This is a genomic window from Halobacteriovorax sp. RZ-2 (assembly GCF_043196685.1).
Taxonomy (GTDB): domain Bacteria; phylum Bdellovibrionota; class Bacteriovoracia; order Bacteriovoracales; family Bacteriovoracaceae; genus Halobacteriovorax_A.
In genome coordinates, this window is record NZ_JBEBMR010000001.1 from 441,388 (window position 1) to 460,563 (window position 19,176).

Genomic DNA, 19,176 nt, shown 5'->3' on the forward strand with positions numbered 1-19,176 from the left:
AATTATGATTGAAAGATACGAAAAGAAAGAGATTAGTGAGATTTGGAGCGAGCAATTTAAGTTTGAGAAATTTCTCGAAGTCGAACACTCTTTAACAAAAGCTCTTGAGAGTGCAGGTATTATCAAAGAAGCATTCTCTAATAAGCTTAATCTTGTCACGGTTAACCCTGAACGAATCAAAGAGATCGAAAGAGAAACAAGACACGACGTCATTGCTTTTTGTACTTCTATTACAGAGCAACTAGAAACAAATGAAGGAAAGTACTTTCACTACGGGGTTACATCATCAGATATCATTGATACGGCCTTAACTCTGCAGATAAAAGAAACCCTCAAGCGTATTCTTCCGGCTTTTGAAAATCTTTTAAAAACCCTCGATGAAAAATCTCAAGAACATATCGACACAATTTGTATTGGACGCTCACATGGAATTTTTGCTGAGCCGATGAGCTTTGGACAAAAACTTAGAGGTCATCTTTGTGAATTTAAAAGACGCTATAACGACCTAAAAGACTTCTATGAAAATGAGTTAACTGGACAAATGTCTGGAGCAGTTGGAAATTACACAATCCTAACTCCAGAGATCGAAGAAGAAGTTTTAAGCTTTCTCGGCCTAAAAGTAGAACCAATTTCAACGCAAGTTATTCCACGTGATCGAATTGCAAAACTAACTAATATCATCGCTCTTTTTGGGTGTGCCTTAGAAAGACTATGTGTCGAAATCCGCCATCTTCAACACTCTGATGTTGCCGAAGTTTTCGAGGGCTTTAAAAAAGGCCAGAAAGGGTCTTCCACAATGCCACATAAGAAGAACCCAATTTCTAGTGAGAATCTTACGGGTATGGCAAGGATGCTAAGAACGTATAACCAGGTGGCAATGGATAATTGTCTTCTTTGGCACGAAAGAGACATTAGTCACTCAAGCGCTGAGAGATTCTTTCTTCCCGATATGTTTGGAATCCTACTCTACTCGATTGAGCGCATGAATAGCACAATCGAAGACCTTGTCATTGACAAGGAAGCGATGAAAGCTAAGGTAGTCCAAAACTTCAAGCACCTTTCAAGCTTTGTGTTACATAAGTTAATTGAGGTTTCAAATAATACAAGAGAAGACCTTTACCGTGTGGTTCAAAAGGCATCATTTGAAGCAAGTGATCGTCAGAGCTTCTTTGCAATTTTAGAAAATGAGCTTACAGCTAATGACGACAAGAAGCTTATCGGGCAACTAAAAGACCTCAATGATCTTGAAATCTATAGTGCCCATACAAAAAGAGTATTTACTCGTAGCTAAATCTAAACAGTAAATTCAGTAAATGGATGCGGAAGAAGTTCTTTAAAAAGAACTTTTTTCGTAATCCCTTTAAGATTCCCCAAGTAAACAGGAAAGTCTGCTTTTACGAATTCTGACATAACTTGAAGGCAGAATGCACATGGAACGGCCGGATCTTCTTGGTCTGTCACAACGACGATAAATTCAAAATCCTTTTTTCCAAATTGTGCGACACTTGAAAGGACACTTCCCCTTTCAGCACAAATTGTTCCACCGTAACTTGCATTTTCAACATTACAACCTGGGATAGGATCTTCAACACCACTAATCTTTAGGGCCGAACCTACTTGAAATTTTGAATACGGAGCATGAGCATGTGAACGTGCTTTAATAGCAATGTCATATGCTTGCTTAACTTTGTCTGATACTTCAATTTTATTTTCCATAAGATTTATTATAAAGGAAAACGCATCGAAGTCTATTTGAAAAAAACCGGCCCCCTTTTTACGTAAATTGAAGAGTAGAAGGCCGGCCAAAACCTGGAGGAGTTTTGATGAGATTTAAAAACTTAAGCTAATATTACCGATGATATCCTTTTGGTTAATAAGGCCATGGCCTTGCTCCAATGTCTCAACTGAAATCTTTCCCAGATCCATGCCAACAAGAGGAATAAGGGCACCGGCCTCAACCAAATGAGTAACTTCTCTTAAATAATTTCCATAGTCCTCCTGATCTATAATCCCGGAAGATGACACTAGGACAAATTCTTGCTCAATATTTGGCAAGGCCGAAATAAAGTCGTTAGGAAAGAATTCATCACGAACAGTAAAAAGAGATACCATACGAGTTTTCTCATTTACTATTGCTCTTAACCTACGGATATATTGATTAGGAGTGCTTGCACAAATAATATAATCAACCTTATCAACACCAAGTCTCTTTAATTGAGCTGCAATAGGAAGAGATCCATTAATTGTAATATCTGCCCCCATCTTATTTGAGAACTCCTTAGACTTTGCATCACATGCCGTTGTCACAATTGTTAAATTAGTCAGTTTGCTGGCCAACTGGGTTGCCATTGCACCAATACTATTAGTTCCATCGATAATTAAAATTGTTTTCCCACGACTCTGCTCAGGATCAATTTGTAATTTATCAAATAAGCTATCAAAGGCCATAATCGAAGCAAGAGGTAGCGTTGCAGCTTGTGAGAAATCTAAGTTCTCAGGCTTAAGGGAAACAAGTCTTTCATCCACAATTTGAAATTCTGAATTGGTTCCACTTCTTTTCATGTCGCTTATATAGTAAACCTCGTCACCCACCTTAAAGTCTTGAACACCTTCACCTACTTCCGCAACAATACCAGAAGCATCAAAGCCGAGAGTCTTGCCCATATGAGTTGGTCTCATCTCATTATCATAAGTTCCGACCGAGACCGCCTTTACCTGGATAAGAAGATCTCTTCCCTTTGCCTTAGGGCGATTTACTCTTATCTGGGAAAAGCTCATTGGATTAATTTCGTTTACAATAAATGTTTTCATAAAAAAAGTCTCCATGTAGTAGTTGTGTGATTACCACATGCTTATTATGGAATTTGACTGCGTTAAGTTTGTGGAGAATTGGTCAATTCGCCGTAAATAATAATTTTTATTGTAACTTTAACGAAAAGATAATTTGATTTAGTGAACAAAGCCTTTAAATGTTGCGTCAAATGCTATACTATTTAGCCTTACACTTAAATAGGAAGAGAGACATGTCAGCTGATAAAATCAAGCATAGTGAAGATGTGAGTGCTTCACTAAAGAACCGTTTCATTGATCTAACAATCAAGAAACCAGAAAACTTAAAAAATGATTTCCTTTCGGGATTAACTGTTGCTTTAGCACTTGTTCCTGAAGCAATTGCATTTGCCTTTGTTGCAGGTGTTCACCCAAAGGTTGGTCTTTATGCGGCCTTCATGATGGGACTTATCACGGCAATCTTTGGTGGACGTCCTGGGATGATTTCAGGGGCCACAGGAGCAGTAGCTGTTATCTTCGCTCCCCTCGTTTATAAAGTCATGGAAATGAGCAAAGACAGTGGAATGACTTTTGATGCGGCCATGGACAATGCTCTAAGCTATCTTTTTGCAGCTGTCATTATCATGGGTTTAATTCAAATTATTTTTGGATTACTTAAGCTTGGTAAATTTATTCGACTTGTTCCACATCCAGTAATGCTTGGATTTGTTAATGGTCTTGCCATCATTATCTTCCGCGCGCAATTTTCACAATTTACAGTTGGTGGAGAACTTCTTCCTTCGACTCAACTCTTAGTAATGTGTGGGCTAATTGCTCTTACAATGGGAATTAGTGTTTTCCTTCCAAAGTTAACAAAGGCCGTTCCAGCAACTCTTGTGGGAATCGTGGTTTCAACAGTTATTGGATACCTCTTAAATGAAGCGAACCCAGGACTAGTTAGAACTGTACTCGACTTTGTTCAAGACCAAGATAAGACAATCACTACGATTGCAGCAGGTCTTCCGTCTTTTAAAATTCCATTTGTTGAATTAACGATGGATAACCTAAAGCTTATTATGCCATATGCCTTTCTTGCGGCGGCCGTTGGTCTAATTGAATCTCTTATGACACTTCAGCTTGTTGACGAGTTAACTGATACTCGCGGAAAAGGAAATCGTGAATGTGTTGGTCAAGGTCTTGCTAACCTAGTAAACGGATTCTTCGGTGGTATGGGTGGTTGTGCCATGATCGGTCAATCAATGATTAATATTCGCGGCGGTGGACGTGGGCGCTTCTCAGGAATTACAGCAGCAATCCTACTTCTAGGTTTCGTTCTATTTGGAGCACCTCTAATTGAGATGATTCCACTTGGAGCACTTGTTGGTGTTATGTTTATGGTTGTTATTGGGACTTTTGAATGGTCAAGCTTACGACTATTCAAGAGAATTCCACTTTCAGACTTCTTAGTAATCGTCCTAGTGTCAGTTGTTACAATTCTTGCAGACCTTGCAGTTGCAGTTCTTGTTGGTATCATTGTTTCGGCCCTTGTATTTGCTTGGGAGCATGGAAAGACAATGCATGCTAAGAAGAAAGAAGAAGATGATAAGACAATCTATGAATTAGATGGGCCACTATTTTTTGGTTCAGTAACTTCATTTAAAGATCTCTTTGATTTTAAAGAAGATAAAGAGCATGTGTATATCGACTTTGATAATTCACGTGTTTGGGATCACTCAGGAATTGAGGCCCTACAAAATATTACTGAGCGCTACGCACAGCAAGGTAAGAAGTTACACCTTCTTAATTTAAGTAAAGACTGTCTAGTATTACTAGATAAAGCATCAAATATAGTTGAATTATCTGTGATTGAGGATTTAAATACTCATATTGCAGATGATCGACTCGATGGGTAATTGATTTTTCTGTACAAAGAAAGTCTTTTCCTAAACAATTATTAGAGACACTAATTAAAGGATTAAATTATGAGTGAAGAAAAAGGATTAAAAAAACCAGTTAAACTTAAAGCAGATCTTGCAGCAATGCTAGGTGAAACAGAACTACCAAGAACTGAAATCACTAAAAGACTGTGGGATTATATTAAAGAAAAAGGTCTTCAAACTAAGACTGAAAATGGAAAGCCAGAGAATGCAGGTAAGTTTATCGTAGCTGATGCAACTCTACTTTCAATCTTTAAGCACACAAACTCGACTTCTAAGTCTGGTAAAGTAACTGACCTTCGTAATATGAAGGAAGGTGAAACAATCAACATGATGCAAATGGCAGCTGTTGTTGGTGCAAATATCGAAAAATAATTTGCAAAAGATTGTATAAAAAAGAGGGCCTACTTAGTAGGCCCTTTTATATGGATATCAAGTCCAAGTTCTTTTTGAATTCTTTTAAAATAATTTTCTTCACTAGGTGAAATATAAGAGATGGCAATCCCTCTTCTTCCCCCGCGTCCTGTTCGCCCAATTCTGTGCGTGTAATTTTCAATCTGCTGTGGCAGATTAAAGTTTAAGACATAGCCCACACCATCGATATCAAGCCCACGAGCTGCAATATCAGTGGCCACAAGAACGTGCATATTACCTTTTTGGAATTCCTTTAAATTATAAATACGCTGGCGTTGATCACGATCAGAGTGAATTGCACAGGCCTTAATATGATTGGCCTTAAGGTGTCTTTCTAATTTATTGGCCTGAGACTTAGTCTTTACAAAGACAATAATACTTTTGATATGACGGTCTTTTAAAAATTTTAAAAGAAAGTCGGCCTTCTTTTCCTCTTCCACGAGGTAGGCCATCTGGCGAATCCCTTCATGCTTTGCTTTAACTGGTGCAATCTCAATTCGATGAGGGTTATTAAGAATTGTGTTGGCAATGACCTCAACGCCTTTAGGCATTGTTGCTGAAAAGAGCAGGCATTGCTTATTCTCAGGAAGTCTTTTCAAAACAAATTCTAAATCGTCTTTAAAGCCCATATCTAACATACGGTCTGCTTCATCGAGAACTAAGTGTGTGACTTCATCAAGAAAGATTTTATCGTCTCTAATTAGATCAACTAAACGTCCAGGAGTTGCAACTAAGACTTGAACACCCTTAGCAAGCTTTTGAACCTGAAGCTTCTTTGCGCTCCCACCGTAGACAGCAAGAGTTGAAAGGGCCAGCCCCTTACCATACTCTTTAAAACTTTCTTCAACCTGCATCGCAAGCTCACGAGTTGGAGCAATCACAAGAGATCTAATATGGTACGGCTTAAGTTTTGACTTACTCTTAGAGATTAAATCGAGAATAGGCGTCGAAAACGCAGCAGTTTTCCCACTTCCCGTTTGAGAAATTGCAAGAAGATCCTTGCCTTCTAAGACAGCAGGGATTCCCTCTGTTTGAATCTGAGTTGGTTGTGTATAACCCTTCTTTGAAAGAGCATCTTCAATAGTTTGGGATAGACCCAATTGCGTAAATTCTGCCATTCGTCATTTTTAGCAGAGTTTATAGGGGCCAGTCAACGAGTAATCCATTATACTAAGCATATGGAAGTTACATTTGATAAAGAACATCTTTTAAAATTCGTTCAAACGACAATGCCTTTTGGTAAGTACAAAGGCAGACTTCTTATTGATCTACCAGATGAGTACCTTGTTTGGTTTTCACAAAAAGGCTTCCCTCAAGGTGAGCTCGGCAGACTCCTTGAAGAGCTTGCCGAGATCAAATTAAATGGACTTGAATTTCTATTCAAAGACCTACGTTAGAAGCAATCTTCACCGACTCTATTTGGCATTTCATGCGTGAGAATATGCATAAACTTAAAGCCACGAATATCTGCGAGAATCTTCTCTTCAAGAGAAATATTGCACAGGCCTTCTGAATTCTTAGAAAATCTTTTTGTGAGAGTAATTTCAAAATCAATATCTTCGACGCCAGGGTTGTCACCAACAACATCTTCCAATTTTCTCGTGTCGTGTGTAAAAAGGCATGGGCCATCCTCACCTACGTTACGGTGATTCATAATTGTTTCACCTGCAAGCTCTGGCACAATAACCTTCACAAAGTGAATGCTTCCATACCCAAGATTTGTCCACTTAAGTTTTGCAGTACTTACATCAACCGGTAAAGTTACTGTACGCTTTGATAAAACTTTTTGATTAGCAAATGTCATTAATGAAAATAATAAGACAAATAGGACCTTCATTTCTCCTCCTCGATTCCTTTTGATGAAGAAAGAATGGCCTTTTTATTAAGATAAATAAAATAAGAGTTCTAACCTACTGTGATAAGAAATATTTATTATAAAGAATCGTGCTCCAAAACGCTAATCCTATAATATTTAAGACAATAATTTGGGTAACGCGAAAAATTTTAAACTGTTCTTTGTTCTTAATTCCTAATCCAAATTTATAAAGAGATAACAGATTGAGGATGACAGGAACGAAGATCATGCCAAAGATAGCAAGCCTTAGAGAGTCGTGCATATAATCCACTTCTTTATCTGACTTACTCTCTTCCGGGCCTAAAACCTCGATGCCATTCTTTTCTAAGATATACTTAGCGTCCACATAGTATAATTCCTCAACAGAGATCGTATACTCTTGCGCGGATGCTGAGTTTAAATAGATATGTTCATTTAGATGGCCACTTGAAGATTGAACCTTAATGCCGGCCTCTTCTAATATCGCCCTTACTTGCTTAGCATCTTCTAAAATTAATGTTGTGTAGATTCGCTTTGTTTTCATTTAGTTTGCAATTAATCCCCTTATTGCCTCTGCACAATTTGTCTTACGAATAAATTGCTTTCCACCATAGAAATTCGGATTAAGAGTATCACGATTAATTTGACCTTGCTCAGCGGACTCAATACGAAGTTCTTGAAACTCAAGTGCTTCTGGATAAATTGGCCCAGTATAAGCTCTTGCCTCTGATGAAATCGCGGATTGTTTCCCTCTAGGTCTCACTGCTTGCTCCCATCCATCAAAAACAGGATTATTCACCAATTGGTCTTTAAGAGGACGATAGAATTTCATCTTTGTATATTGATCAACGTTTGCAAGCCCTTCACCAATGATTGGACGATACTCTCGCATTTCAAGTCCTAAGTCATCTGTCATTTTCTTAAGATCTTCAATAAGCCTTGCTGGATTCTTAAGATATTCTTCATGACTAACGCTTTGTAATGTACCGGAAATTTCATCTGTCGAATTTAAGGCCTTATTTAAGATGGCCCTGAATAACTTCATCTGCAGAGCACTCTCATATGCATCACGTGGTGCATTCATCAAACGAACTTCGGCCTTTCTAATTTTTGGATTAACCCTAAAGGCCGGACGCCATGGTACTTTTGGATTAGAGATATCAAAATCATCACTAATAAATTTTTCAGGAATGACATCTTGAAAATATGCTGACACATCTAAGTGTGTATAACGGGCCTTACGTCCAACACGCTTATTAAAGTAACCCTCGTTATAAAGGGCCTTCTTAAGCTGCGTTTCTGTTCCATTCCAATTTGCAAGTTTTTGGGCAAATTCTTCAGAGATCGCAACAGGCTCAGCACTCTTCACACGATTTAAGTCTTGAAACATAAAAGCAATCACTGATCGATACTCATTAAAAACAGCAAGAAAACGAGCAAACTCGTGAGGCTTACCGTCAAAAACAGTGAGGTCAATATTTAAGTGACCTCCCCCTGCTTTAATATACGGAAGAGCATTATTCTTTTGAAATGTATCAAATACGGCCTGCATCTCATCCATATTCGGCTCAAACTTTGGAGTGACAACTTCGATTGAGCCGGCCCTTACAGAATCAATAATCACATCTCCCGCAGGTGTATAGTTTCGGCCAATACCATCCCACTCAACTCTCCAAGAGCGATCCTTAGAGTCACGAATCTTAAAAGCAATATCAAGTCCGTGACCATGGCCATCTTCATAAAGTCTTTCGATTTGTGCTTCACCACCTAATTGATCACGTAGATCAGTTGCAAGCTTTTCAAGGTATGCTTCTTTCTCATCTGGTGACATGTCCACACGAGTTTGTAGCCACGACATCTTACCATCCATTAACCTTTCTCGGTTATAACCACCATCTTCATTTTCAATCATTGCAAAATCACCTTGATACTTAAGAGGAAATTTTGCAGAGTATTCAATACCAAGATCCACCTTATTAACATCAATTGGCATATTAGTACCTGGCCTAAATTTATGAAAATTTTCGCGATCAGAAAAACTTCTCTGTGGCATCATATACTTTCTTATATCTTCAGTGATATTTGATGAGGCAACCCACTCTCTTTGAAGAGAGATGATGGCCTTTTTTAAGTTATCTCGATTGGTGTGCCTAAGGCCACCAACATCTATAAGAAAGTCTCTTGTTAAGTTTTTAAGAATCGTTTTCTTGGTTTTTCCAAGCATTGGACATTCGTTATACCAATTCCAAAGAACGACATTGTAGCCACCAAGTGCAGCTTCATTAAGTTTATCTGCGGCCCTCTTTGCTTGCTCCATTGTTAAACCAAATCGATGCTTTAAATCTGATGCCTCTGCATAGTGCATTGTTTGATCGTCAATTAGAGTCCAGGAGCGAATCTTTTCAATTCCACTAAAGTCATTGCGAGAAAAGCGAGAAGCAAGGGATGCTTGAATAAAGCGTGCAACTCTTGCGTTCTTTGTTCCCGATCGAAATTCAATTGATACCGAGTTATTGACAAAGCGACCTTCATAATCAACTCTTAAAGGACCTCGGTCTGTTTCTTCACCGTCGATAATACCATTTGAAATTTCCCAGTCGTCTAAGATCTCTTTATAGTCGGCCGTTTCAATACCTGAGCGACCGGCAATACCTTCAAGAACAATTAATGCTTGGGCCGCCTTCGTCAGCTCTGCCGCTTTTTGGCGATTAAAACTATCTCCAATAGGAACCACCATACGTTGATGACCAGGAGCTTGAAATAACTCTCCATTTCTTCCCATGGTCTTTTTAAACCATGCAATCATCTCTTGGAATTCACCATAAGACTTTTGAGGTTTAAAGAGAACTTCCCAGCCAACAGAAGTTGACTCGATCCCATCAATATATTTTTGAGCAGCGCCAATATTTGGAATCATGCTATGATAGGGTATCAAATCCCCATCAGTATGAGGAAAGTCTCCCTTAAAAAATTGTCTTCTCGTTAAAGGCGAAAGATAACTAAATGGACTGTTATTTGTTTTACTTCCCCATTCATTCCACATTTCTTCAAGTTCATCCAAAGACGCTTCTTTTGGATTAAAACCATTTAGAAAAGACATATTGATGGCCTTATTTCTGCCCTTCTCATCAAAGAGTTCTTTAGCTGGATCGTGGAGAACACCCTTATCATCAACCCAAACACGTATCGACTGTCCAGGAGTATTATTCATCCATCTTGAAAAGAATTCTATTAAAAATTTGATTCGATCTGCCTCATCAGCAGGAAGTATATCAAAGAATGCCCCAGCTTCAGGACCTAGAATTCTCGTTACATACGAAGACGAGCCTTCTTTCTCTGCCCCCCAAGTGATAGAGCGTCGGCCAGAGCCTAAAACACCAGTGGCCTTTGCACTATAGCCAACCGAGGCCTCCATCATCTCACCCCAAATTTCATAAGCACTCTTTTGAGTTGAAGCAGGTGTTCGCCAATCGATTTCGGCCAAATTATTTTTAACAAAGTAAACTTGTGGGAAGACACCAAGTAAGAGGGAGAAGATTAGGATAAAAGAAGGGTTCTTAAAAAACTTCATGAACGTCCTTAATAAAGATTAATTATTCATTCACTTTTCGGAAAACTAGTAACCTTACTTGACTAAAAGACTATTTTTAAAATAATTACGACCACTTACAAGTTTGCCTAAGTAAGATGAGATACATATAATCGCGCCCATGAAAAATAAAAAACCACTAAATTACTGGCGTATCAGTTTCAAATTAGTCCTCCTAGTTCTAAGTATTTACATTTGGTTTGTGCTCTATCAAGGGATGACTGGTAAATAATGAAGGCCCTACTCATTGGACTCTTTTCATTAAATATCTTAGGGGCATTACCAGCTCCGGGCCTTTGCCTTGCAGACTACGCAACAAAGAGATACATCCAAAATGACTTCACAGCGCCTTATCCAAAGGAAGTGATCTTTAGTTGTCAGTACACATGTCGCGATATGGAAAGTGAATTAACTGAGAAGATTACAGGGATCTCAAAAGTAGTTGTTACAAGTCTTTCTGATGATGCCTTAAAAGTTGTTTGCCAAGGCGTTGTGGTAAAGAAGTCAAAATGGGGATACGACTACGACCGCACCGAAGAGTTCTATGCCCATCAAACAAGGATTAAAGAAATAAAAGAATGGGCGAAGCTCTATATCCCAACAGAGAACGAATACACAGTTAAGCTTCTCATTAAGTTCAAAGAGCATTTAAAGAAGGTCTACCCTAGCTATAAAGTAGCGGGCCAGTCTAATACCGAAGTGGCAAAAGAATTTGCTAAAGCGGCACATACCTTAGAAGAGATGGCACAACAATTACCAGAGAGTAGAATTTTATTTGATGAATATCGACTTATGCTTCAAGAAAGAAATGGAGATTCGGGAAGTGAATTAACAGCACAAAAGTTAATCATGGACCAAATACTCTTCGGAGCAAGTTGGTCCATGAATATTTAAAATTAATCGCGACTATTTAATTTTGAAAGAAGTCTTAGAACTTCAATATAAAGCCATACAAGAGTTACCATTAAAGAGAATCCCGCATACCACTCAAGATATTTAGGAGCACCTTGATCGACACTCTTTTCAATAAAATCAAAATCAAGAATTAAACTAAATGCAGCAACCCCAACAACGATAAGGCTAAAACCAATTCCAACTGGCCCATTACCATGAATCATCGGAATCGATGCTCCAAAGAAAGACATAATAAAGCTTACCAGATAAATTCCCATAATCGAGAACATTGCCGTCATAATAATCTTTCTAAACATTCCTGTCGCTCTTACGAAGCCCCAACGATAAAGGAAGAATAAAGTGATGAAGGCCGCAAAAGTGATTGTTACGGCGTTAAAAACAATTCCTCTAAATTGGAATTCATAGATAGCTGAAATCGATCCCAGAAGAAGCCCTTCACATAGAGCATAGGCAGGAGCTGTAAACATCGCCAATCGAGGCTTAAAGATTGTCACCATAGCGAAGATAAACCCACCAATACCACCAATCATTGGATACATTCCCATTTGTGGCTGCATTGAGTTCTCTAGCGTTCCAAGCGTTACATTCCAAGTATAAATGAATGTCATAAGCATTAATGCAAAGAGAATCATCCCCTTATTAAATACTCCAGAAAAAGACATTCTTTCGTCAGATAAAGTTCCCGTATTGAATACGTCATTTCTTAGTGTCGGGTTAGTCGACCTCATAATTCCTCTTTTGTTATAATTTTAAAATATTATATCAAAAGCAAGGAGCTTTGGTCTAAGAAAACAGAGTCTTTTTAAATAACAAGGAGAATTGTGTACCGTGATTGTCAGGTGATACTTCTTTAGTCTTTGAATGCACTGAGATCGTACCGTGACTGAGTTCAACAAATGTCTTAACGATCGACATCCCAAAACCAGTTCCCTTCTCCCCACTTGTTCCAACTCTTGAAGGGATGGAATTATTTTCAAATAAGACTTCTAATAATTCCTCTTCAATACCAACACCTCTATCAATTAGATGAACTTGAACACCATCACTTCTTTCATCAACAGAAATTTCAATTTCCTGTCCTATTTCTGAAAATTTGATCGCATTAGATAAGAGGTTTCCAAAAATCTGGTATTTTAAGGCCGTTGAATTCCCCATAAAATAAATATGCTCATTAGCAGCATAGTCATATTTTAATTTAATATTCTTATCATGTAGTTTTGATTCAAACACTCGATACAAGTACTCAATAACTTGATTTAGGTAAACTTTTTCAAACTTAAGTTCAACCTTTCCTTGCTTAATTGATTGCAGGTCTCGAATTTGAGTCAAGATATTACTTATTCCAGATGTACATGAGTTAATACGAGTTAAGCACTTTTGGATATCAGGGTCTTCATTTGTGGATAGTAACTTACTCAGTCTTTTTGCGGAAAGGTTAACAACAGTAAGAGGATTACTAATATCGTGTCCTACTAATGTTAGAAGTGTATCAATCTGCTCTTTCTTTTCGACAATTGCATGATAGAAGCGATCGCGATCCACCATGTAGGCAAACATGAAAAGAGAGTTTAATAAAATAAAACCAATCATGATTAAAACGCGCCCTAAGACTTCCCCCGTTTCATTTAAATAACTTTGAAGAACGATGCCATTTAAGTGCAGAATGAATAAATATGTAGCGGCCACAATCGATAAAATAAACCAAAGAAGAAGGTCCCTCTTTGTTCCAATAAGGCCAGCAATCATAGGTAGGACGGCAAACCAAATTGGTGAAACACTAAAGAATCCACCTGTTAAAATTGACCAAGAAAACTCATGGATAAACCCGGCCAAAATAGTAATATTTAGCGCAAGGGATAAGGACCCAAAGAAGTAATAGAGAATTGGACTAAAGAAATGAATCAGACATGTCCCAATTCCGATTTGATAAAGTAGCGGGTTGTGGCAAAAGAAGTATGAGATAACCAAGTGTCCCCACATTAAAGGTGCAGTTAAGAAAACTGTATAGATATACAGACTGAGTTGCGATATATCGCGTACAGACATATCCGGCTCCCTCAGGGCCAGAAATCTGATAATCTTATTAATTGGGTTGACTGGATTCATAACCATTTATTAATACCACAAACATAACTTTTATTTAGATGATTTAATCACTTTTAGTAGATAAGCACTTAAAAATAAAGAAAAAAATAAGCGCTTCCATAATTTCGTAATTTTTATAGAAGCGCGATGCAACAATAAATATTGCCCAAATATTATGGCAAATTAGAATTGGATACTGGCCGAGATTTTTTTCAGCGGCATATACTCTATCCCCTCTAATTTTAAAGATTTATCCAAATTTCTTAGCTCTTGCTTGAAGTTTTCTGCAATTTTTCTTTGCTTTGGATCTTTAAACTTGTAGCGAGCATTAATTAGCTTTGTCACTGTTGTGGGAGAAAAGAATAAGTTATCGGCCATGGAATACTTCATCTGATCAATTGCATTTACAAGCTTTGACCTCTTTATCATTTTTGTCTCTTTATACGGTGGAGCTTGTCTTAATCGTAGAGGAACTTTTCTCTTATCAAGAATTCCATAATTATAATGATCTGTAGCATGCGCCACTGTAACAGTGAAAAGATAAGTCGTAACAGCACGAATTAATTTATCATCTTTGAAAATTTCTTCACTTGAAGGAAAATCATTTACGTGTTGATTACAATAGTCGGCCCATTTACTTATCCAAAAATCATCGACGCTAACATCGGCCAAGATACCTTTTACAAATTTATAAAATACTTCATAATAACGACTCAAATAAATCCCATACTTCCCTACTACACTTGGAGACTTAAGAGAGTAAGAGAAAGGAGGGTAAGAAAGATTTCCTTTGATACCTTTATAGCCTTCCACAAGTAGGTCTCTTAGGCCCTCAGGTCCCCCAGGATATGGAGCATAGGTCATCCACCACTTCTCCTGTAAAAGAGAGCTCTTATAATTTAGAACTGCGTTCTCTAGTGGCAGAGTAAATCTGAAGTGTGGAGATAGAAGTCTAAAGAGAATATGATCTTTTGGTAATGACGTTTTTGAAATGGCATTAATTGAGTCAAAAGGAAAATGCAACAGAGGGTGAACAACAAGAGTTGCACATAAGGCCCCGCCTTGAAGAACAAAGTACTTTGCTAACTCTAGGCCATCACAAGGATTAGAAATATCAAAAACAGTCTCAGTCTTTTGAACATAAATCGCTTGAACCTTAAAGCGCTCTCCTTCTTTATAAAGAAGTGTTTTTGTCGCACTTACATGAATTCCTTTTAAAGGCTTAACAACACGAACAGCGTCGAGGTCTACAATAAACCAATCCTTTTCGTCTTTATTATAATCACTAAAGCACTGCCAATCTTCTTCATCTAGCTTATCTGTTAAGAATTTACTCATCATGGAGTAATTCAAGAGGTCTTCAAATTCATTATTTTCTACTTTTTTTAGGCCAGGAAAAATAAGACCTTTGATAAAGTAATATGGAGACAGAGCAAGTGTTGCGACATAGCGCGAACCAATGAATAGCCACCAATCGAGAGTTTCCCTAAGAGGAACATGGATAACTGCAGGAGACTCTCCCCATGGGTGAACAGGAGAAGGTTGTGGCCATGGGCCTTTCCTCTCATACATGAAATCTTTTTGAGAATAGAGGTGCTTCGGTGAGGTTGCACTATTGATTTGAGAACGGATTTTATCCTTAACTCTTACAGAGAACTTTCCTTGATTCTTCATTTTGCCTTCCTAGCTTAAAAAATATTATTCGATTTCAATACCAAAGGGACTCAATAGATTGAGAACTTCAGGCATTGAAAACTTACAGTTTTTTAAATTTGTATTTGCAATATCAATATAGAAATTACGTGCATTAAGAAACTTAGAGCCCTTTAAATTTGCTCTCGTAAAATTTGTTCCTTGCAGATCGCTATCAGAAAAATCACCATTCTCAAAAGTGCCTTGAGTAAAATCAGTCTCTCTAAGAGTTGAAGAGATAAACTGCGCACCATAGATCGTACAATCTTGAAATGAAGCATAGTTTAGAATACTACGATTGAACTTAAGTTCAAAAAGAGTATTACAGTCACTGAAATTTAGGCCAATACATTTGGAGTCAACGAATGTCACATCACGAAAGCTTGTCCCAAGTAATTTTAAGTTACTCAAGTTACAATTTTTAAAAGTACATTCGATGAATTTCGCACTCGAGGCATCGAGTTCACTAATATCAACGCCACTGAATTCACAGCAGATAAACTCACTACCTCTAAACTCACTAACCTCGTTAATATTTTCAGTATCAAAAACTTCATCTTCAAAATATGGCATACGAGTATCTTAAACTAAATTTATTAACGAGGCTATTTTAAAATTTATGAGAAAATTGGTACAGGTTTTCGATCATCGTTGATGGCCACTAATGTGAAGCTTCCCTTCACTGCCTCAACCTGTCCTTCTTCATACATTCCTTCTAGCATAAGCCTTACTTCAACCACGAGGCTACTATTACCAACCTTTGTAATTTCACCGACTAGTTCAGCAAAGTGTCCGCCAGGAATTGGCATATTGAAATCCACTCGGTCACTAGAAACTGTCACAAACTTTTTTCGGCCAAAGCGTGTTGCCGTAATAAAGGCCACTTCATCCATCCATTTTAAAGTGTTTCCACCAAATAAAGTATCGTAGTGATTTGTACTATTAGGGAAGACGGCCCTAACTACCGTAGTCTTTGCGCGTGCAATCGCTTCGCTTAATTGCGCTTCATTCATTGATTCCTCCTCGGGACTTAAAGATTTCACTAGCTTGGGATCGGACTTTACCGTTGCGGGACAGTGCTGGAATCTCACCAGCTTCACCACCTAGCGCTAACCATCCTAAATCTCGAAAAACTTAAAGGCAATAAGAATTACAATTAAGCTGGCTAATTACCTTGGACGTGGTATTGAGAGTCAACAATAATTAATTAAGGACACATATTATGAAGAAAATACTATCTATTGCGGCCTTACTTCTTAGCTTTAACGCTGCGGCCGTTCAAACAACAGCAAGGCCATTTAGCTTTGATTTTTATGCTCCAACTAATGAGTTAAACTTTAAAGTAACTCTTGAGCAAAGATGTCGCTATGAAATTCCAGTTTGGGGAGATAGCGCAAAATTTGAAGAGAAGAATAAATCGACACCTTTAGTAGAAAAGAAGTCTAATCAATCAAGTGGACTTACTCGCTACACTTTCTCTTTAAAGCAAACACAAAGCTTAGAAATGGGTGGATTTTTTAAATACGGAAAAGAGTGTACAACGGGTATTAAGATTGTTGTTCAAAGTGCAAAGTATGCGATTGGTTGGGCAAATCAATTCAGCCGCCCAATTGAGTTTAGCTTTTTAAATGAAATGTATGCTTATAAAGAATATGACACAGTATTTGAACCAAGGGATAATGAGAATATTAAGCGATTTGAAAATAATGAAATCTCACTTGCTTTTAAGACTTTCCCTAAAGGGAATCAAGTAAATGTAACGATTTTATCAAATGGCAAGAAAATACCAAGTACCTTTAGTACAGGTGTTGCAAAGAATCCCGAAACAAACTTACCTTACAAATTAAAGTAATAAAAAAGGCCTCTTAGAATACTCCAAGAGGCCTTATATTTTTAGTATCCTAATTTATCGTAAACAACTTCTTCTTGCTCAGTCACACAATCAGTAACTGCAAAGTAAAAATCATTATTTAATCTTGGCCAACCATTGCGAGAAACTTCAATCATTTGATCATACTTAGTATATCCTTTGATTTCGCAAGTTGCTTCATACTCAGTTGCTGAATAAGAATCATCATCTCCCCAAACTTCATCTAGAATAACAAAGTCTAGAACACAAGAATTTGTTTCAGCATTACATTTGAAAGTATCAAATCTAAAATTGAAATCACCTTCACACCAAGTGTCCCCACAGATATTATCAATCTCTGTTACAACTCTACTTTCTTCTTGTGCCGTTAAAGTATTTGCAAAAATTGATGATGCAAAGAATGCTAGAATAATGATTTTTTTCATGACTGATCTCCCAAATAATGATTTTCCGGGAATATAGGACGTGGAAGAATGTATGTAAATCCTATTAATAGTATTTACACGATCTAAATATTAGATAGCTTAGAATAACTGCTCAATCATCTCAACTCCACGTGCAAGCTTACTAGAAGCTTCAGAGTCTCTTTCATTTCGATCCGCAATATCTCTTAGGTCACTAGATTTAATCTTTTTAGAGAGCTTAAATTTGGCCGTCGTGGCCTTCTTATCCACAAAGCCTGTAATCACGGCCGAAACATAGGCTTCATTCACTTGCGCGATGAAATTATTAACTGGACGGTATCTCTTGGCCTCTTTAATAAGCTTCTTTATTCGAGCTCCATCTTCAGAAACCTTAAGGCCTCGCTCCTTCATTTGTCGCATAAATTCCTGCATAACCCCTGCCCCACGAGTGGCCAGTCCAAGAAAAACCGAATCAATATTTTTTTGATTAACAGGAATACGACTTATATTTTTATAAATAAAAATTTCGGCACTAACTAAACCAGTCTCACTTGAAAGTGTTGCCATATCTCTTAAGTAGTTCGGGTCAATTTCATTTTTAGGATCATAGGCCCCTAGACAAATATTACAGGCCGAAACCTTTGCAGACTTATTCTCAGAGAAGCAGCACACTTCACAACCATAACTCACATCGATCCCATGTCCATGGCGATAACCTAAATTATGTAGTAGCTCATGAAATACAATTCCTTCGAGTTCGTCTCTAGGAGGGCCATTTTTAATTGAGTTTAGAAAGCCCGATTTCATTTTTGGATTTAGTGAAACATAAGGCCCATTGATTCCCAAACTCTTTAATTTGTTACTACCGACAGATGCGTTGGCAATGGTTCCGTCCCAAGAATAATCTTTCTGATGACAGATAACTGATGTCGGCTTTACCTTTCCGCTTAACTGAATATTTAGAAGATTTATTATATTTGCAATCTCACCTTTTGCACCAGTCTCTTTATTATTAGTTCCCAGTTCTGAAAGACAACTCATTCCCTTATCGAGAGAGTTTCTCATAAGAGTTTCAAAATTTTCATCACCAAAGTTATCAAGACAACTTTTATGAATATTCACTCCTGGTGTGAATTCATAGAAGCCATTATTAAGCTTTTCAAGAATTGGATCAAAGTCAGAAATTAGGCCATCAAGTGAGTTGATCGAATTTAAAAAGCTTTCATACGAACACATATTTACAGCTTCACTGTGCTGAGTATTTTGAATTCTTTTTTCAATGGCCAAAACACGCTTACCATTTTCAATACGGTAGAGTTTGTAAATAGACTCTTTCTCAAGTTTCTCAATTAGCTCTACTCGATCAAACTTTGAATCGAAATTATTATCAGATTCAATCGTCGTAAGCTCTCCCACGACCTTCATTTGATAATCAAATTTTCCATCGTAATTACGATCATTCAAGTGTTCAACTAGACGCTGGTTTTGATAGCGAAAGATATTATCAATTTTTCCATCTTTATTATCATCAAATTCAAAGGCCTGCCTATCTTCTGACCTGGCCAGAAGGCCAAAGAAGGACAAAATAAGAAAGATAAGAATTTTTGAGTTTGAATTCATCATGATATTTATTTATCGGAATAATCATGAAAAAAATGACAAAAAAG

General features: G+C 37.5%; 19 protein-coding genes and 1 riboswitch. Of the genes, 6 read left to right on the forward strand and 13 right to left on the reverse strand.

Annotated elements, in window-relative coordinates:
• Positions 1–4 precede the first annotated feature (4 nt).
• The gene (purB, locus tag ABMA78_RS01995; RefSeq protein ID WP_392856529.1) at positions 5–1,291 is read left to right on the forward strand and encodes an adenylosuccinate lyase; all 1,287 of its coding nucleotides are present in this window, start codon (positions 5–7) and stop codon (positions 1,289–1,291) included.
• A gap of 2 nt (positions 1,292–1,293) precedes the next feature.
• Here the strand turns inward: purB and cdd are convergent, their stop codons facing one another.
• Together cdd and ABMA78_RS02005 are read right to left on the reverse strand one after the other, a co-directional pair.
• Positions 1,294–1,716 carry a cytidine deaminase gene (gene cdd / locus ABMA78_RS02000; protein ID WP_392856531.1) on the reverse strand — a complete coding sequence of 141 codons (423 nt, stop codon included), beginning with the start codon at positions 1,714–1,716 and terminating at the stop codon, positions 1,294–1,296.
• A 114-nt stretch (positions 1,717–1,830) separates the two neighbouring features.
• On the reverse strand, positions 1,831–2,811 hold the full coding sequence (locus ABMA78_RS02005) for an alcohol dehydrogenase catalytic domain-containing protein (protein ID WP_392856532.1): 981 nt from the start codon (positions 2,809–2,811) through the stop codon (positions 1,831–1,833).
• Between the two features lie 212 nt (positions 2,812–3,023).
• Between ABMA78_RS02005 and ABMA78_RS02010 the strand changes: the two genes are divergently transcribed.
• The gene (locus tag ABMA78_RS02010; protein ID WP_392856535.1) at positions 3,024–4,682 is read left to right on the forward strand and encodes a SulP family inorganic anion transporter; all 1,659 of its coding nucleotides are present in this window, start codon (positions 3,024–3,026) and stop codon (positions 4,680–4,682) included.
• Between the two features lie 69 nt (positions 4,683–4,751).
• A complete protein-coding gene (locus ABMA78_RS02015; protein ID WP_392856538.1) occupies positions 4,752–5,081 on the forward strand; it encodes an SWIB/MDM2 domain-containing protein in 330 nt (109 codons plus the stop codon).
• A gap of 29 nt (positions 5,082–5,110) precedes the next feature.
• On the opposite strand, the gene ABMA78_RS02020 is transcribed toward ABMA78_RS02015, so the two are convergent.
• Complete coding sequence (locus ABMA78_RS02020; protein WP_392856541.1) at positions 5,111–6,238, reverse strand: DEAD/DEAH box helicase; 1,128 nt, start codon at positions 6,236–6,238, stop codon at positions 5,111–5,113.
• 60 nt (positions 6,239–6,298) lie between these two features.
• Between ABMA78_RS02020 and ABMA78_RS02025 the strand changes: the two genes are divergently transcribed.
• Complete coding sequence (locus tag ABMA78_RS02025) at positions 6,299–6,517, forward strand: DUF3820 family protein (protein ID WP_392856544.1); 219 nt, start codon at positions 6,299–6,301, stop codon at positions 6,515–6,517.
• Here ABMA78_RS02025 and ABMA78_RS02030 read toward each other — a convergent pair.
• From ABMA78_RS02030 to ABMA78_RS02040, 3 genes are all read right to left on the reverse strand, one after another.
• A complete protein-coding gene (locus ABMA78_RS02030) occupies positions 6,514–6,957 on the reverse strand; it encodes a hypothetical protein (protein WP_392856546.1) in 444 nt (147 codons plus the stop codon). The two genes, ABMA78_RS02025 and ABMA78_RS02030, sit on opposite strands and share 4 nt — an antisense overlap.
• A gap of 73 nt (positions 6,958–7,030) precedes the next feature.
• Positions 7,031–7,498 (reverse strand): hypothetical protein, encoded by a 468-nt coding sequence (locus ABMA78_RS02035; RefSeq protein WP_392856548.1) that lies wholly within the window; start codon positions 7,496–7,498, stop codon positions 7,031–7,033.
• Entirely contained in the window at positions 7,499–10,525 is a 3,027-nt protein-coding gene (locus ABMA78_RS02040) for a hypothetical protein (RefSeq protein WP_392856551.1), read from the reverse strand.
• A 249-nt stretch (positions 10,526–10,774) separates the two neighbouring features.
• Between ABMA78_RS02040 and ABMA78_RS02045 the strand changes: the two genes are divergently transcribed.
• Positions 10,775–11,437 (forward strand): hypothetical protein, encoded by a 663-nt coding sequence (locus ABMA78_RS02045; RefSeq protein WP_392856553.1) that lies wholly within the window; start codon positions 10,775–10,777, stop codon positions 11,435–11,437.
• 2 nt (positions 11,438–11,439) lie between these two features.
• Here ABMA78_RS02045 and ABMA78_RS02050 read toward each other — a convergent pair whose 3' ends face one another.
• The 5 genes from ABMA78_RS02050 to ABMA78_RS02070 all read right to left on the reverse strand — a co-directional run bounded on the left by ABMA78_RS02050 (position 11,440) and on the right by ABMA78_RS02070 (position 16,248).
• Positions 11,440–12,186, reverse strand: coding sequence for a Bax inhibitor-1/YccA family protein (locus tag ABMA78_RS02050; RefSeq protein ID WP_392856555.1), 747 nt, complete (start codon positions 12,184–12,186; stop codon positions 11,440–11,442).
• 55 nt (positions 12,187–12,241) lie between these two features.
• The gene (locus ABMA78_RS02055; protein ID WP_392856557.1) at positions 12,242–13,504 is read right to left on the reverse strand and encodes a sensor histidine kinase; all 1,263 of its coding nucleotides are present in this window, start codon (positions 13,502–13,504) and stop codon (positions 12,242–12,244) included.
• Positions 13,505–13,726: 222 nt separating this feature from the next.
• Positions 13,727–15,217: a hypothetical protein gene (locus ABMA78_RS02060; protein ID WP_392856560.1), complete on the reverse strand. Its 1,491-nt coding sequence runs from the start codon at positions 15,215–15,217 to the stop codon at positions 13,727–13,729.
• A 24-nt stretch (positions 15,218–15,241) separates the two neighbouring features.
• The gene (locus ABMA78_RS02065) at positions 15,242–15,808 is read right to left on the reverse strand and encodes a pentapeptide repeat-containing protein (protein ID WP_392856562.1); all 567 of its coding nucleotides are present in this window, start codon (positions 15,806–15,808) and stop codon (positions 15,242–15,244) included.
• A gap of 44 nt (positions 15,809–15,852) precedes the next feature.
• On the reverse strand, positions 15,853–16,248 hold the full coding sequence (locus ABMA78_RS02070; protein ID WP_392856563.1) for an acyl-CoA thioesterase: 396 nt from the start codon (positions 16,246–16,248) through the stop codon (positions 15,853–15,855).
• A gap of 19 nt (positions 16,249–16,267) precedes the next feature.
• Positions 16,268–16,372: riboswitch (cobalamin riboswitch) on the reverse strand.
• 85 nt (positions 16,373–16,457) lie between these two features.
• On the opposite strand from ABMA78_RS02070, the gene ABMA78_RS02075 reads away from it, so the two are divergent.
• A complete protein-coding gene (locus ABMA78_RS02075; RefSeq protein ID WP_392856565.1) occupies positions 16,458–17,087 on the forward strand; it encodes a hypothetical protein in 630 nt (209 codons plus the stop codon).
• A gap of 41 nt (positions 17,088–17,128) precedes the next feature.
• Here the strand turns inward: ABMA78_RS02075 and ABMA78_RS02080 are convergent, their stop codons facing one another.
• Together ABMA78_RS02080 and ABMA78_RS02085 are read right to left on the reverse strand one after the other, a co-directional pair.
• Positions 17,129–17,530 carry a hypothetical protein gene (locus ABMA78_RS02080; protein WP_392856568.1) on the reverse strand — a complete coding sequence of 134 codons (402 nt, stop codon included), beginning with the start codon at positions 17,528–17,530 and terminating at the stop codon, positions 17,129–17,131.
• Positions 17,531–17,629: 99 nt separating this feature from the next.
• Positions 17,630–19,132, reverse strand: coding sequence for a hypothetical protein (locus ABMA78_RS02085; protein ID WP_392856569.1), 1,503 nt, complete (start codon positions 19,130–19,132; stop codon positions 17,630–17,632).
• Positions 19,133–19,176 lie beyond the last annotated feature (44 nt).